Source organism: Sulfurimonas sp., from assembly GCF_026988655.1.
Lineage (GTDB): Bacteria > Campylobacterota > Campylobacteria > Campylobacterales > Sulfurimonadaceae > Sulfurimonas.
Window position 1 is genome coordinate 35,426 of sequence record NZ_JALSKT010000010.1, and the last position, 13,916, is coordinate 49,341.

General features: G+C 34.8%; 17 protein-coding genes. 2 read left to right on the forward strand and 15 right to left on the reverse strand.

The window, feature by feature from the left end; translation table 11 throughout:
• Positions 1-46 precede the first annotated feature (46 nt).
• From MV052_RS00875 to MV052_RS00915, 9 genes are all read right to left on the reverse strand, one after another.
• The gene (locus tag MV052_RS00875) at positions 47-1,309 is read right to left on the reverse strand and encodes a homoserine dehydrogenase (RefSeq protein ID WP_297440054.1); all 1,263 of its coding nucleotides are present in this window, start codon (positions 1,307-1,309) and stop codon (positions 47-49) included.
• Entirely contained in the window at positions 1,309-2,535 is a 1,227-nt protein-coding gene (locus MV052_RS00880; protein WP_297440056.1) for an LL-diaminopimelate aminotransferase, read from the reverse strand. The genes MV052_RS00875 and MV052_RS00880 overlap by 1 nt, the downstream gene beginning before the upstream one ends.
• 70 nt (positions 2,536-2,605) lie before the next feature.
• Complete coding sequence (locus MV052_RS00885) at positions 2,606-3,466, reverse strand: hypothetical protein (RefSeq protein ID WP_297440058.1); 861 nt, start codon at positions 3,464-3,466, stop codon at positions 2,606-2,608.
• Complete coding sequence (locus tag MV052_RS00890; RefSeq protein WP_297440060.1) at positions 3,460-4,269, reverse strand: hypothetical protein; 810 nt, start codon at positions 4,267-4,269, stop codon at positions 3,460-3,462. Before MV052_RS00890 ends, MV052_RS00885 begins: the two co-directional genes overlap by 7 nt.
• Positions 4,262-4,945: a 23S rRNA (guanosine(2251)-2'-O)-methyltransferase RlmB gene (rlmB, locus tag MV052_RS00895; protein ID WP_297440061.1), complete on the reverse strand. Its 684-nt coding sequence runs from the start codon at positions 4,943-4,945 to the stop codon at positions 4,262-4,264. Before rlmB ends, MV052_RS00890 begins: the two co-directional genes overlap by 8 nt.
• Before the next feature lie 66 nt (positions 4,946-5,011).
• Positions 5,012-5,821, reverse strand: coding sequence for a 16S rRNA (cytidine(1402)-2'-O)-methyltransferase (rsmI, locus tag MV052_RS00900; protein ID WP_297440063.1), 810 nt, complete (start codon positions 5,819-5,821; stop codon positions 5,012-5,014).
• Between the two features lie 9 nt (positions 5,822-5,830).
• The gene (gene rpmE, locus MV052_RS00905) at positions 5,831-6,031 is read right to left on the reverse strand and encodes a 50S ribosomal protein L31 (protein WP_297440066.1); all 201 of its coding nucleotides are present in this window, start codon (positions 6,029-6,031) and stop codon (positions 5,831-5,833) included.
• 121 nt (positions 6,032-6,152) lie between these two features.
• A complete protein-coding gene (locus tag MV052_RS00910; RefSeq protein WP_297440068.1) occupies positions 6,153-6,824 on the reverse strand; it encodes a 16S rRNA (uracil(1498)-N(3))-methyltransferase in 672 nt (223 codons plus the stop codon).
• Between the two features lies 1 nt (position 6,825).
• A complete protein-coding gene (locus tag MV052_RS00915; RefSeq protein ID WP_297440071.1) occupies positions 6,826-7,239 on the reverse strand; it encodes a hypothetical protein in 414 nt (137 codons plus the stop codon).
• Positions 7,240-7,299: 60 nt separating this feature from the next.
• Between MV052_RS00915 and glp the strand changes: the two genes are divergently transcribed.
• Complete coding sequence (gene glp / locus MV052_RS00920; protein ID WP_297440073.1) at positions 7,300-8,514, forward strand: gephyrin-like molybdotransferase Glp; 1,215 nt, start codon at positions 7,300-7,302, stop codon at positions 8,512-8,514.
• Here glp and MV052_RS00925 read toward each other — a convergent pair.
• From MV052_RS00925 to MV052_RS00940, 4 genes are read right to left on the reverse strand one after another with little or no spacing between them, the layout of a single operon-like run.
• Positions 8,511-9,092, reverse strand: coding sequence for a 6-carboxytetrahydropterin synthase (locus MV052_RS00925; RefSeq protein WP_297440075.1), 582 nt, complete (start codon positions 9,090-9,092; stop codon positions 8,511-8,513). The two genes, glp and MV052_RS00925, sit on opposite strands and share 4 nt — an antisense overlap.
• A 2-nt stretch (positions 9,093-9,094) precedes the next feature.
• The gene (locus MV052_RS00930; RefSeq protein ID WP_297440077.1) at positions 9,095-9,853 is read right to left on the reverse strand and encodes a 7-carboxy-7-deazaguanine synthase QueE; all 759 of its coding nucleotides are present in this window, start codon (positions 9,851-9,853) and stop codon (positions 9,095-9,097) included.
• The gene (gene moaA, locus MV052_RS00935; protein ID WP_297440079.1) at positions 9,850-10,815 is read right to left on the reverse strand and encodes a GTP 3',8-cyclase MoaA; all 966 of its coding nucleotides are present in this window, start codon (positions 10,813-10,815) and stop codon (positions 9,850-9,852) included. Before moaA ends, MV052_RS00930 begins: the two co-directional genes overlap by 4 nt.
• A gap of 30 nt (positions 10,816-10,845) precedes the next feature.
• On the reverse strand, positions 10,846-11,172 hold the full coding sequence (locus tag MV052_RS00940) for a hypothetical protein (protein ID WP_297440081.1): 327 nt from the start codon (positions 11,170-11,172) through the stop codon (positions 10,846-10,848).
• Positions 11,173-11,221: 49 nt separating this feature from the next.
• On the opposite strand from MV052_RS00940, the gene MV052_RS00945 reads away from it, so the two are divergent.
• Positions 11,222-11,683: an RDD family protein gene (locus tag MV052_RS00945; protein ID WP_297440083.1), complete on the forward strand. Its 462-nt coding sequence runs from the start codon at positions 11,222-11,224 to the stop codon at positions 11,681-11,683.
• 66 nt (positions 11,684-11,749) lie between these two features.
• Here MV052_RS00945 and MV052_RS00950 read toward each other — a convergent pair whose 3' ends face one another.
• Entirely contained in the window at positions 11,750-12,691 is a 942-nt protein-coding gene (locus tag MV052_RS00950) for a c-type cytochrome (protein ID WP_297440084.1), read from the reverse strand.
• Between the two features lie 10 nt (positions 12,692-12,701).
• Positions 12,702-13,916: a cytochrome bc complex cytochrome b subunit gene (locus MV052_RS00955; protein WP_297440086.1), complete on the reverse strand. Its 1,215-nt coding sequence runs from the start codon at positions 13,914-13,916 to the stop codon at positions 12,702-12,704.

Genomic DNA, 13,916 nt, shown 5'->3' on the forward strand with positions numbered 1-13,916 from the left:
AAGTGTTATGCTTATTTTTCTCAAGAGCATATGATGTTCCACTAAATTAGATTATCCTAATCATAGCAGGTCTTCCATTTACAAAGTTAAGAGACTCTATCTCGTTTATCATATTTTTGAGATTTTTTTCTCTTGCACAATGGGTAGAAATCAGTAAATTTGCGCTCTCTTTTTCACTCGGACGTTGTAGCATTGTCTCAATGGAAATATGATGATTTTCAAATATTTTTGCAAGATTAGCCAAAACTCCAGCTCTATCATTTACATTAATTCGAAGGTAGTATTTTGACTCTATATCATCATTAGATTTTAATGTCAGTTGGTTCCCTTCCATAGGTTTGTTAAACCCAAGCATTGGTGTAGATTTACCACTTCTTGCAATATCAATGATATTTGCTACAACAGCAGAAGCCGTTGCATCACCACCAGCACCCGGACCATAATAGAGTGTTTCACCTACTTTGTCACCGACCACAGAGATACCATTCATAACACCGTCAATCTTTGCTATCATCTCTTCTTTTTTAATTAAACATGCATGAACACGAAGTTCCACTTCATTTGCATCTTTTTTTGCAATTCCCAGTAATTTGATAGCATAACCAAACTCTTTAGCAAATGCGATATCTTCTTGTGTAACATTTTCAATACCTTCGATAAGAATATCTTCAGGTTTTGCATTAATACCATAAGCAATAGAAGCTAAGATGAGAAGTTTATGTGCCGCATCATAACCACCAACATCAAAAGTTGGATCTGCTTCTGCGTAGCCAAGCTCTTGAGACTCTTTAAGTATAGCATCATAAGCTACACCCTCGTCTGTCATTTTGCTCATCATATAGTTACAAGTACCATTCATTATTCCCATGATGGATTCTATGTGATTTGCAGAGAGTCCATCACGCAATGCTGTAATGATAGGAATACCCCCAGCAACACTTGCTTCAAACTCAAAGGGAATATCACCCGCTAATTCTTGAAGCTCATATCTATGATACGCTAGTAGTGCTTTGTTTGCAGTAACAACTGCTTTACCAGCTGCAAGTGCACGTTTTACAACTTCAAATGCTTCATCAACCCCACCCATAAGTTCTACTACAATGTCTATTGTCTCATCTTGTAAAATATCATCAATATTATCTGTTAGTTTGATGTCTAAACCACGCTCTTTTGAAAGGTTCTTCACTACTCCACTTTTGACAACTATCTTATTACCAGCACGCGCAGAAATCACATCTGCATTATCTTTTAAAATATTGGCAACACTTGTTCCAACAGTTCCAACACCTATAATTCCAACTTTAATCATTATTTATTTTCCTTACCACAATCGAACTGCTTCAAAAATTCTTTAACATTTCTTGCTGCTTGGCGAATTCGGTTATCATTTTCTATAAGTGCTATACGCACATAACCTTCTCCATATTCACCAAAACCAATTCCCGGAGCAACAGCAACACCTGCTTCAGTTAAAAGTCTTTTTGAAAATTCCAATGAACCTAAATGTGCAGCACACTCTGGGATTTTAGCCCAAGAAAACATACTCGCCTGATTTTTATTGATATGCCAACCAGCACGGCCAAATGCTTCAATGAGTACTTCCTGACGATGATTATACTTATCTGTAATCTCTTGTACACAGGTTTGATCCCCATTTAGTGCAACAGTCGCAGCAACTTGAATAGGAGTAAACATCCCATAATCAAGCCATGATTTAATCTTTTGTAATGCCCCTATAAGTTTAGGATTACCTACAAAAAAGCCAACACGCCATCCAGCCATATTGTAGCTTTTTGAAAGTGTAAATGATTCTACTGCAACATCCTTAGCGCCTTTGACTTGCATAATCGAAGGAGTTTTGTAACCATCAAATGTTATATCACCATAGGCTATATCTGAGATTATGTAAAATCGCTTCTCTTTTGCCATAGCAACTAGACGCTCATAAAACTCTGGTGTTACTGTTGCTGTCGTTGGATTATGTGGAAAGTTTACCAGTACATATTTTGGTTTTGGAGAGCTCTCTTTGAAAACTTTTTCTAGACTTTCAAAAAATTTATCTTCATCAAGATTATAATGCTCATCAAACTCTAAGCCAAATTTTATAACATTTCCACCAGCAAGTATAAAAGAATACTCATGGATAGGATACGTAGGATCTGGAACTACAGCGACATCACCTGGATTTGTAATAGCATAGGTAAGATGCGCATAACCCTCTTTTGAGCCCATAGTTGCTACACATTCAGTCTCTGGGTCAAGCTTACAATCATAACGACGCTCATACCAGTCAGCAATTGCTTTGAGTAGTTTAGGAATTCCTTTTGAAGAAGAGTATCCATGTGTTTTTGTTTTTTGGGCTGACTCAATGAGTTTATCTCTTATATGCTCAGGAGTAGGTCCATCAGGATTACCCATAGAAAAATCAATTACATCTTTACCTGCACGACGCTCAGCCATTTTAATGTCATTTACTTCTGCAAATACATACTTAGGAAGTCTCTCAACTCTATTAAATTTAAACTCATCAAACATTTTTTGCCCTCTAAAATAATTAATGTTATTTTAGCAAAAAATTATTAGAATAAGGTAACATCGAAGAAAGTTATCTACTTCCTAGGGGATGTAAGATTAGTCCATCTCGTACATTTTTAAGCGTATACAAATCTGATATTTTCATATACTTCGCATTTTTAGGTATCACAAGTGAAATTTTTTTATAGACTCTATCTCTTTTGAGTAACTTAACAAGATGAAGAGAAGCGTCATAATATGCAATATATGGATACCAATGATTTCGTCTTGAACTATTAATATTGAGTCCGCGAATCTCAGAAACATTAAACCAATGTGCATACAAAGAACGACGCAATTCTACTTTTTTTGCATTTTCAAGTTTTGGAAGGTTGAGATGTCCTTCATCCATATCTATAGTAAAAGTCCACTCTTTTGCATTGTTTCGTGTTACATCTACGATTTCACAACCACTTTTGTTGAGTTCATTTTGTAAAATCAGTGGGTCAGTTAAATACTCTGAAACAAGCTTAATACTCCATGAAAACTCTGAAGCATCAAGATGAGATGCGCTCGTAACATATCTAAAATACCCTATACTTCGTAGTGTATCATCCATAATTCGCACAAAGAAGATAGGATAACCATTTGTTTTAAAATTCAATGTAAATTCTTGAGGTGATTTAAAAAAAAGTTTTAAGAGTCCATTATCTTTAAGTGTTTGTATAATTTTAACGGCATCAACTCTGTCTTTTATATAATAAGCAGACTTTGGATCAAAAATAACACGAATGAAATCTTCATTATTTGTATAAGTTTTTTCATCTATAAAAGTTTTTATCTTTGCAATAACCGGATCGTCATATGATTCTACACCATCAAGCGTAAATTGATTTTCTAGTGCAGATAAAACTACGACTGATAACAAAAAGCTTACAAAGAGCTTTACCATCTACGGCCTCGGTTGAGTCTTTTAAATTCATCTGCACTAATCTCTTGGAGTTTTCCATCTTTATACCAAAGTCTCAAAGTATTTTTATTATTAAATTTGATTTTCTTTCCATTAAGATTTACATCAACATACCCGTGTCCAAACATCAATATCCACTCTTTTTTAGGGTCTAATTCAAAAGGAGTTTTAAAAGTTCTTTGGTACTTTTTATTTGTTTCTACATCAACGTAACCAAGCCATACTTTTGAACGTGGCATCACTTCTAAAGAATATACAACTGCTTTTTCTTTTTTTATTGAAGGCGTTTTTTTCTCTACTTTTGTAAGGTTTACTTCTACGACATCAGCACTTGTAGCATTGACTTCTATTTTTGCAAGAAGTGGTTTTTTTATATTCTTAGCAGCTTTTTCTATTGTAGTATTATCTACTTTGAGTCTCTTCTCATTTGAGTTTTGTGCTACACCAAGCGTATAATACAAAGCAACTAAAAAGATAATTATAGCAATCACTATATAAACAATGGTAAGATTTATAGACTTCTTAGGTGATCCAAAAACACCTGCATCAAATATTTCTTCTGCTAATGGTTCATCTTTAAAACACAAAAGCCCTTGCTCTTTTAACTCATCTAAATTTAGATTGTATTCTCTTTGCAAGATACCTATAAAACCTATAAACTGAACACGTGTAAAACCATCAAAATCTTCATCTAAAATCGCTTGAATATGAACAATAGGAATATGTGTATCTTCTGATATTTTTTGCGCACCAATTTTTTTGAGTTTTTCTACTGTCTCACTCATATCGCATCCTATCCATTAAAATAGCTCCGGCAACACTGACATTTAAAGAGTCAAAATCATGCGCCATTTTTATGCTTACAATCTTGTCGAGCTTAGAACTAACCCGAGAAGTGAGTCCTTCACCTTCATTGCCTAGAACCAAGACTCTTTTTTTCGCAATGTTTACTTCTCGTATATCTGTACCACCCATATCAGCACCATAACTTATAAAACCTGACATTTTAAAATCATTCAGTAAGTTATGAATATTTTGCTCTACAGCTAAAGGCATATCAAACAAAGCTCCTGTACTTGTTCTAAGGACAGGTTCAATATTTAAATGCTTAATCCCGCTAACGATGATAGCCTCAACACCTAAAGCATACGCACTTCGAACTATCGCACCAATATTGCCTACATCCGTTAAACCGGCTAAAACAAGAACAAAATCTTTATCAAAAAAAGTCTTATAATCATGAAGTTTATAATCTTCAACCTCAGCTAAAAAACCTTGATGATTAGAATTTTTACTCATCTTTACAGCAGCTTCATTTGGAATACGTTTGATTTCAAAGCCCATTTTCATAAGACGAGAATACTCTTTTTTGTCGAGTTCTTTTGCAAGATAAAGTGTCTTTATTTTTTGCGGATAGTGGTTGATAAGATAGTAGATTGGTTGTTTTGCATAAATTAACATAAGTGTATTTTATCTAAAAAAGGTGTCTAGTAGCTTATTTTTACAAAAATTATATATAAATTCATACTAAAGGAGTCGTTGATATATCTCTTTGACATTTTCACCTGTAATTTTGGCGATAAGTTTGGCTTGTACTTTTTTAGGTAAATCAAGTGCTAATATATCATTTTCACTTACAGCAGAACTATTTTGAGCAGCACTTGCTTTAATCACGACAACCCACTCACCCCGAAAATTTCCATCCAAAGTTTTAAGTATTTCACTAGCAGTACCACGCAAATATCTCTGATATTTCTTTGTAAGCTCTTTGCATAAAAATATCTCCCGCTGAGGAGCTTCTTTATCTAGCTCTAAAAGAAGTTTTTCCAAACGATGTGGAGACTCATACAACACTGTAGTATATCCATTATGCAATGCTTGGTGTAGTCCTTCACTTCGACTTGCACCTTTATGATCTAAAAATCCAAAAAAGAGCATCTTTGTTTCACAAAATCCACTTGCTACAAACGCAGTAAGTACTGCGTTTGCACCAGGTAGCACATCATATTTAAGTCCATTTTCAAGACAATAAGAAACTAAAACTTGTCCAGGATCACTCACACCCGGCATGCCTGCATCACTAGCATAAACAACATTTTGTTCAAAAAAAGAGGGTTCTAGTTTTTCAACAAAAGCTGACTCGTTATGAGAATGCAGTGAAATAAATTCTTGATCTTCTTTAAACGCAGTGTTATAACGTTCTTTCAAAATGTGGATGAGTTTTTTTGTGACGCGAGTATCTTCGCAAAGTAGAATGTCGGCACCACTCAAAGCTTCAATAGCTCTAAGTGAGATGTCGCCAATATTTCCAATCGGAGTTGGAACTAAAGTTAGCAAGTTAAAAAATTATTTTTTATTGTAACGTGCGTTAAATTTCTCGATACGTCCAGCAGTATCAACCATACGCTCAGAACCTGTGAAGAATGGGTGACATTCATTACAAATATCTATTTTCATTTCTGGTTTTTGGCTTTTTGTTACAAAACTATTTCCACATGCACATGTTACAGTACAATCAACTAACTCTGGGTGAATACCTTTTTTCATCTTTTTACCTTTTGACACTCGTCGAAGTACGAATATCTATATATTTTTTAATTCCGTATGGGGGCAGAATTTTGTAAAGCGAATTATAACCAAATTTTTCTTAAATTGCGCCAAATATACATTACAAAAGTATTTTTGAAGCCACTGCTAGTGCTGCACTTTCTGAACGCAGTACCATAGGAGTATTGAGACGAAAGACCTCTTGATTTGCTAAAAATTCTTTCTCTTTTGGAGAAAATCCACCTTCACAACCAATCAGCACAGTTGTAAAATCACTCTCACACGCTAAAATTTTTGGAGTAAAATCAAATACTTTTGTATCTGGAAAGTTTTCAATAAAAGTTTCGATGTTTTTATAGGTATCAAACTCCATCATCTGCGTTCTTCCACACTGCTGATTGGATGCTTGTAAAATCCGCTCATAGCGTTTAAAATCTGGTTTAAAATTCTTTTGGCTTCTGTCGCAATAGACAAATGATATTTTCTCAACACCAATTTCATTTAAACTTGCCAAAACCTTTTCAACTGATTTGTTATCAATAACACACCAGCCAATGTGCAGACTTTTCATTGCTTTTATTTCTAAAATTTCTGATGATACACGTTCAAAAAATGCACCTCGAGCTTCTATCTCTTGCAATCTGTAAATGTGAAGTCGCTCTATCTCATGTGGATTACGAAAGCCAAGGGTATCACCTACTCCGTGACGGCGTACTTTGATAAGGTATTTAAAATCCTCTCCCTTAATGCGAAAAGACTCTTTTCCTGCATCTTCATTCAAAAGATAAATCATACTAAATAAACCACATCCATAAAGAGATAAGCACTACAAGTATAAATTCAATCTGTAAAATTGTTCTTGCAAAAGGCTTATAGACATTAAAAGCATGCTCTTTTGTAGTACTTAAATACTTTAAACCTTTTGCACGTTTGGCTTCAAGCACTATGAGAACAATAGCCAAAATTATCATAATGATATTTTCAACACTAAAAGAGAGATGTTTCGCTGCCATCATGACAATGCCCGTAAAAAGCAGTGTTCCAAGTATCGTTATCATCAAAGGCATAAGATACAAAGCATTCATACGCTTATATTTTTCAAGATCTTTTGAGGAGATAAGTATAAAAAGATTTAAAAAAATCACCACTAAAAAACCGACTGCACTCCAACTGTGTAGGGATAAACCCATAGTATACATTTCATTCATAACGAAATTATAGTAAAATATGCCCACTAAACAAAGTACGCAATAAAAGGATGCCTTATTATGACTGTTTCAATTGAAAAAGCTTTAGAACTTATCTACACCAATACAAAACCTAAATCCATAAAAATCATTCCTATTGAAGAGGCTTTAGGCTTCATTTTAGCCGAAGATATTATTGCTACACATAACCTTCCTCCCTTTGACAACTCCGCTATGGATGGCTATGCTGTAAAAGTTGAAGATTCAAATAAATGCGTAGAAGTAGGCTGCACAATTTTTGCTGGGGATGACTTTAGAGGTGAACTCAAACACGGTCAAGCGATTAAGATCATGACAGGGGCGAGGATTCCACTTGGAACACAGTGTATTGTTCCCATAGAAGAGACTCAAGTATGCCAAAGCGGTGTCAAACTTCCAGATAACCTTACAATGTCTAAGCATATTAGACTAAGCGGTGAAGATATCAAAAAGCAAACGCAGCTACTGTGTCATGGAGATAAAATTGATGCACATCAGATCACGCTTTTAGCATCTCAAGGTATTTCTCATATAAAAGTATATAAAAAGCCAAGAGTTGCGCTCTTTGCCTCTGGAAATGAGCTAAAAATGCATTTTGAAAATGTAGAAGAGTATCAACTCTACAATACAAACACACCAACACTACTCTCACGCGCAAAAGAGCTTGGTTGCGAAGTAGAGTTCATAGGTACTGCAGCAGATACACTTGAGGATATTCATACTCATATAAAAAGTGCACTTGAGTGTGATTTTATCATTACATCTGGAGGGGTAAGCGTTGGGGATGCAGACTTTACTAAAGAAGCATTTACTGCGTTTGGCTATGAAATACTTTTTGATAAAGTAGAAATAAAACCCGGTAAACCAACAACTTTTGGAAAAACAGGCGATAAAATCATCTTAAACCTTCCAGGAAATCCAATGGCGGCTGCTTTAAACTTTGAACTCTTTGGACAAAGTATCATCTATGCTATGAGTGGTGTCAAAAAGAAATTTATCAATACTATAGATGCAAAAATGAAAGATGACTATAAACTTAGAGCAGGAAGAAGAAGCTTAATACCAGGATATTTTGATGGAGAGTATTTTTCTGTATGTGAAGAGTTTGCACCGGGAATGGTCTCACCACTTGCTTATGCAAATGCTTTTATCATGGTAAGTGAGGAGTGTTCCCAAATAAAAAAAGATGCAATTGTAAAAATCATCAGTACAAAATTTAGTTTTACAACAGAGAAGATCAAAAGCCTAGTTAGTTAGACTGACTCAGGGTTTATAAACTTCTCTTCTCTTTTTATCTTCTCAAAAAGTTCGCTATCTTTAAAATCATTCAGCACTTGCTGTGAGAAGATAATCTCTTCAAGTTTTATTTTTCCCATATTTTCAGAATAAGCATCTTCATTAAAGCATTGTGCATAACCAGTCTCTGTCTCATGCACTATCACACTATGAAGTTTTACCTCTTTTTCGCCATTGATTTTAGAGGTAAGCTGTAACAGTTTATCTATCATTACAAATATGACACGAGAAAATTGTTCAGCTGAGGGAGAAACAGGAAGCAAAACCCAGCGTGCAGAATGTTTTTTCATATCTTCTACAAACGCAGTATCATCATCTCGCCACAAAGCAATAGCATGATCAAAACTCTCAATCAAATCTTTCATATTCTGCTTCATCAAACCAAAGTCATACACCATCTGACCATTATCTAAAAAATTTGACTCAAAAAGAAGTTCAATTTTGTAAGAGTGTCCATGGATAGAACTTCTACACTTAATAGTAGAACACCCTCTCACAATATGTGCATTTTCAAATTTAAACAGTTTTCTTATTATCATACTTACACCCCTTTATTTGCATCCCAAATTCGTATATGCAGTCTATCACTAAAGTTATATCCCTTTGCTTTACAAAACTCAATAAGCGGTTCTGTATTTTCTTCAAGTTCTTCTTTATTTCCAGCAACCGGCATACAATAAACTTTCGTTTGAGGAGAATGTATACAAATGCTTTGTATCTCATCTTCAAGCGCAATATTGATGGATTCTTTGTCAATAGAGAACTTAAAAAACGCATCCTTTGCATTAGATGCGATATTATAAATCACATCTCCTCTGATACGCTTAGACTCTGGTTCATTTGAATTTGAAAGCTTTACTGAAAGTGCAAAAATACACTCCTTATAAACAGGATACTTTTCAAAATCAACGGATAGAGAGCCATTAGTCTCAAAAGTTATCTGATGTCCATTTGCAACAAGCATTTCTAAAAACATAACAAATACTTCATCATTTGCATAAATAAGTGGTTCACCACCAGTAAGTACAATATCTACAGCTTCAGGTAAATCATATAAAGACAAGACATTCAACAACTCTTGCGCTTTATTTATAGGAATCCAATTTTGCAAGAAATGCTCTTTATTTACTGCATAGACTGTATCACAGCCTAAAACTTCATCTCCATTGGGAGCACGTTCACTGCAAGCAAAACCCTCACATTTCATATTGCATCCACCAAAACGAAAAAAGAAAGAAGGTGTACCTACATACTTTCCTTCCCCTTGTATAGAGTAAAAGTGTTCAACGAGGTAAATCATCCACCCGTCTCATAAAATGCACGGTTAGAGCTTTCATCATCTTCTCCACCCCAGCGGTTTTTCTCAGGTTTTGTACGTACGACTTCTTTTAGCACAGCTGCTGCACCTTTGATGTCCCCACGTTTAATTGATTCTGCGATACTCATCGCTTCATCAAAATACAAACATGGGATAAGATTTCCCTCCGCTGTCAATCGAATGCGATTACACTGCTTACAAAAATCATCACCATAGGGCTCGATAATGCCAAACCTGTAAGCATCTTTCATACGATAATAGTGAGAAGGAGAGCTACCATCAAATCCTTCATCTTCAAACTCATATTTTGTACGTAAAATTTCTAAAAGTTCATCTGACTTGAGTCCAGATATATCTGCTTTAGCAAACTTGTTTTGCATATATTCGATAAAACGCACCGTCATGCCACGCTCTTTAGAATATTCTAAAACATCTATGATTTCATCTGCATTCATATTTTTCATTGGAACCATATTTACTTTAACTTTAAGCCCAACTTTTAATGCCTCTTCTACACCCTCAAGTACATTTTTAAGTACATCTTTTCCTGCAATAGCCTGTGCCACTTCAGGTTTTAGGGTGTCTATACTTACATTGATACGTTTTAGTCCTGCATCTTTGAGCCTTTGAGCTGTGCCTTTGAGTAAAAAAGCATTTGTTGTCATTGCAAGATCAATATCTGGGGAATATTCATAAATCATATGTATAAATTTATCCAAATCCTCACGTAAAAGTGGTTCGCCACCTGTTATACGGATTTTTTTCACACCTTCATCAATCGCGACTTTCATAAACTCAAAAAGTTCTTCAAAAGTCAATAAGTTTTCTTTTGGAACCCATGAAAAAGGCTTCTCCGGCATACAGTACTGACATCTAAAATTACACCGCTCGGTCACGGATACCCTTAAATAATCAACTACTCTATCATAGCTATCAATTAGCATTTTTTATCCTAATATATTTTAATTTTGCCATTATATCTTAATAATTTGAATCTCACCATTAGGTGTTTTTACAACTTTTAAATGATACTCTTGCCTAGGTTTTGTCTCTAAATGCATCACTGCACTTTGGCGTTCATAGGTTATATAGATATATTTTTTACCACTTTGCACAATGATTCTTTCATCTTTTGTATCTAAAACTTTTTCTTCATTGTCAATGTTTATTTTATAAGCACCATCAACTTCAAACGCAGTAGTGATACATAAAATACTTTTATCATCTAGAGGAATCATTTTTGTTGTACTACAAGCACTTATAAGCAGCAGACTCAACAAAGCAACAATTTTTTTCATCATTATAATACTCCTTTATTCCAAATTATACATAATAATCCTATAATCTAGCATGAGATTTAGAAAACTAAAAAAACAGACAAAACAAAAAAGAGAACCACGCGTTCAAGTCCTTTATGCCTCTTATCCAGATAGAATAAAAGCACTCATCACAGATACATTTATGATTTATGCTCCTATACTATATCTTATTGCCTATGTTATCATGGGTGGTAAAGATGCATTTCAATCTTCACAACTAGCTCCCCTAATAGGTGTGACACTTTACGGTCTTATTTATGCTGTCTTACTTGCAAAATTCGGTCAAACTCCAGGGAAAAAAGCTTACAATATTAAAGTACTAGATGATAAAACATTTGAAAACATCTCTTTTTTAAGAGCTTTCATACGCTTTATTGCATTTTTATTTTCGGCAACTATTTTGTTTGGTCTTTTAACACCATTTTACAGAAAAGATAAAAAAGCTTTACACGACATAATATGTAATACAGTTGAAATTCAGATTAAAGATTAATTTTTATGAAGTAATTTCGAGGGAAGGATAAGGTGAGCTACTGCTCACCTTATGATGTAGGATAGACTAGTGTAAATCTTTCCACACTTCTTTTTTCCATAGAAGAGCAAAGATCGCAAATATTATAATGTAGATCATTACATTTTTTCCAACTTCTTCACGTTCGTGACGTTTTGAATCACCAACATCTTCTAAATGTTCAATAACTTTCTCAGCAGCTTCTGCATTCACACCAACACGAGGCATTGCAGTCCCTTTAAGGTAGTTTTGAGGGTTTTCAACAAATGTTTCTATATAGTGAGCACCACGTGAACGAATATACATACTCAAATCTGGTGGTAATGTACCCATATATTTAGCAAGAGAATCTTGGTAATCTAACACTTGTGTATCAAAAGCCAACTCATCTTGTTTTTTCTTAAATGCTGGTTTCTCACCAATTTGTGTCCATTTTTCATAATGCATAGCATGACATCTACCACAAGCAAGTTCAAATGTCATTTTAGGAGTTAACTCTTCACCTTTTACTGCGATAGATTGTAAGTAAGCAACCATGTCTGCTACTTCTTGGTCCATATCTCCGCCTGCACCATAAAATTGAGGCATTGGATGCATTTGACCTTTTGCTGGATCAAATTTATGCTCTACCATTAAGGCATGTGCCGGATTCTTGATAAGATTTCCTAAAAATTTTGCATCATATACAGAACCAGCATTTGATAAATCTGGTGGGTTTACACCATAAGACGCAGCTGCAGTAACAGCATCCATAGGAGCTGGCATACCTGCCACTTTAATACCATGACAACCAGTACAAGCACCAGCTCCCATCACTAAATCTTTCCCACGAGTTGCATCGCCTTTTTTTGTCAATGCAGGTAAATCTGCATACGCAAAACCTTCACTCTCGTAATGCTTATGCATTTGAGAATGAGCAAAAGGCTCAACCAAATAGTAAGTTACAAGAGTAAAAACAGTCACTACTACTAATATAAATAATTCTTTCATTTTTTACTCCTTAAGCTTTTTTTTCAAACATAGTGATAAACGGAAGTGCAATCCATAAACCAATAAACGTTAATGCTGCATAAAATCCGATAGTTCCAAACGGCTCAACAGGTGGTACTTTACCCATTGCAGTTAGGATTATCATATCAATCAACATTGCCCAGAACCAGTATTTAAACAAACCACGACGAGATGCAGGTACTGCGTTTGGACTTCTATCTAAAAATGGTAATAAGAAAAAGATCACTTGAGCAAATGCAAAAGCAATAAGTCCAACATTTGTAGAGAATGGACGTAAAATTTCATAAGACCATAAGAAATACCACTCAGGATAAATATGTGTAGGCGTCTTCAAACCATTTGCAGGGTCAAAGTTAACCGGATCCATTGCGAAATCATAATGAAAAAAGACAAGATAGAAAAAGAAAATAAGGTAAATTCCAACAACCATCATATCTTTAGACATAAAGTCATTCACAAAAGCAATAACTTTTGAGCTTCTTTTGTCCCCAGCTTTATATTTTGCAGCTTCAGCTTCAAAATCAATCTCTTCACCATCTTGGTTGTTAACATGAGGGATACGAAGTGCACCAAAATGTAAACCAATAAGACCAATAATTGCTAAAGGAATAAGTAATACATGAAGCATAAAGAAACGATTTAAGAATGCTTGTGCAGGAACATAATCCCCACGAATCCATTCAACTAATCCATCTGCATGCAGTGAACCACCAGCAAAAAGGTTTGTGATAACCATACCAGCCCAATAAGACATTTGTCCCCATGGAAGCATATAACCTGAAAATGCTTCTGCTGAGAATGCAACAAAAAGAAGCATACCAGAGATCCAAATCATCTCACGTCCCTTTTTGTAAGAACCATAATATATACCAGTAAACATGTGGATATATATGATTAAGAAAACAACAGATGCCGCAACACCATGTACATGTCTCCATAACCAACCATAACCAACTTCTTGCATAATAGTATAGTTAACACTATCAAATGCAAGGTCTACATTTGGTTGATAATACATCAATAAAAATATTCCAGAAACAAGTAAAAGAGCGAAAGTAATAGCTAAAACCATACCCATTGCCCATAAAAAATTTATGTTTTTTGGAATCCAATATTCTGTAGCCAAAACACGACGGAGCGTATCAACAGCAAGGCGTTGATTTAACCAGTCGTGAAGGCTTGTTGCTTTTGTAAAATGTGCCAT

Bases quoted from the DNA above. Each gene is read 5' to 3' on its own strand.
- MV052_RS00875 (WP_297440054.1), bottom strand. From the start codon at position 1,309: ATGATTAAAGTTGGAATTATAGGTGTTGGAACTGTTGGAACAAGTGTT.
- MV052_RS00880 (WP_297440056.1), bottom strand. From the start codon at position 2,535: ATGTTTGATGAGTTTAAATTTAATAGAGTTGAGAGACTTCCTAAGTAT.
- MV052_RS00885 (WP_297440058.1), bottom strand. From the start codon at position 3,466: ATGGTAAAGCTCTTTGTAAGCTTTTTGTTATCAGTCGTAGTTTTATCT.
- MV052_RS00890 (WP_297440060.1), bottom strand. From the start codon at position 4,269: ATGAGTGAGACAGTAGAAAAACTCAAAAAAATTGGTGCGCAAAAAATA.
- rlmB (WP_297440061.1), bottom strand. From the start codon at position 4,945: ATGTTAATTTATGCAAAACAACCAATCTACTATCTTATCAACCACTAT.
- rpmE (WP_297440066.1), bottom strand. From the start codon at position 6,031: ATGAAAAAAGGTATTCACCCAGAGTTAGTTGATTGTACTGTAACATGT.
- MV052_RS00910 (WP_297440068.1), bottom strand. From the start codon at position 6,824: ATGATTTATCTTTTGAATGAAGATGCAGGAAAAGAGTCTTTTCGCATT.
- MV052_RS00915 (WP_297440071.1), bottom strand. From the start codon at position 7,239: ATGAATGAAATGTATACTATGGGTTTATCCCTACACAGTTGGAGTGCA.
- glp (WP_297440073.1), top strand. From the start codon at position 7,300: ATGACTGTTTCAATTGAAAAAGCTTTAGAACTTATCTACACCAATACA.
- MV052_RS00925 (WP_297440075.1), bottom strand. From the start codon at position 9,092: ATGATAATAAGAAAACTGTTTAAATTTGAAAATGCACATATTGTGAGA.
- MV052_RS00930 (WP_297440077.1), bottom strand. From the start codon at position 9,853: ATGATTTACCTCGTTGAACACTTTTACTCTATACAAGGGGAAGGAAAG.
- moaA (WP_297440079.1), bottom strand. From the start codon at position 10,815: ATGCTAATTGATAGCTATGATAGAGTAGTTGATTATTTAAGGGTATCC.
- MV052_RS00940 (WP_297440081.1), bottom strand. From the start codon at position 11,172: ATGATGAAAAAAATTGTTGCTTTGTTGAGTCTGCTGCTTATAAGTGCT.
- MV052_RS00945 (WP_297440083.1), top strand. From the start codon at position 11,222: ATGAGATTTAGAAAACTAAAAAAACAGACAAAACAAAAAAGAGAACCA.
- MV052_RS00950 (WP_297440084.1), bottom strand. From the start codon at position 12,691: ATGAAAGAATTATTTATATTAGTAGTAGTGACTGTTTTTACTCTTGTA.
- MV052_RS00955 (WP_297440086.1), bottom strand. From the start codon at position 13,916: ATGGCACATTTTACAAAAGCAACAAGCCTTCACGACTGGTTAAATCAA.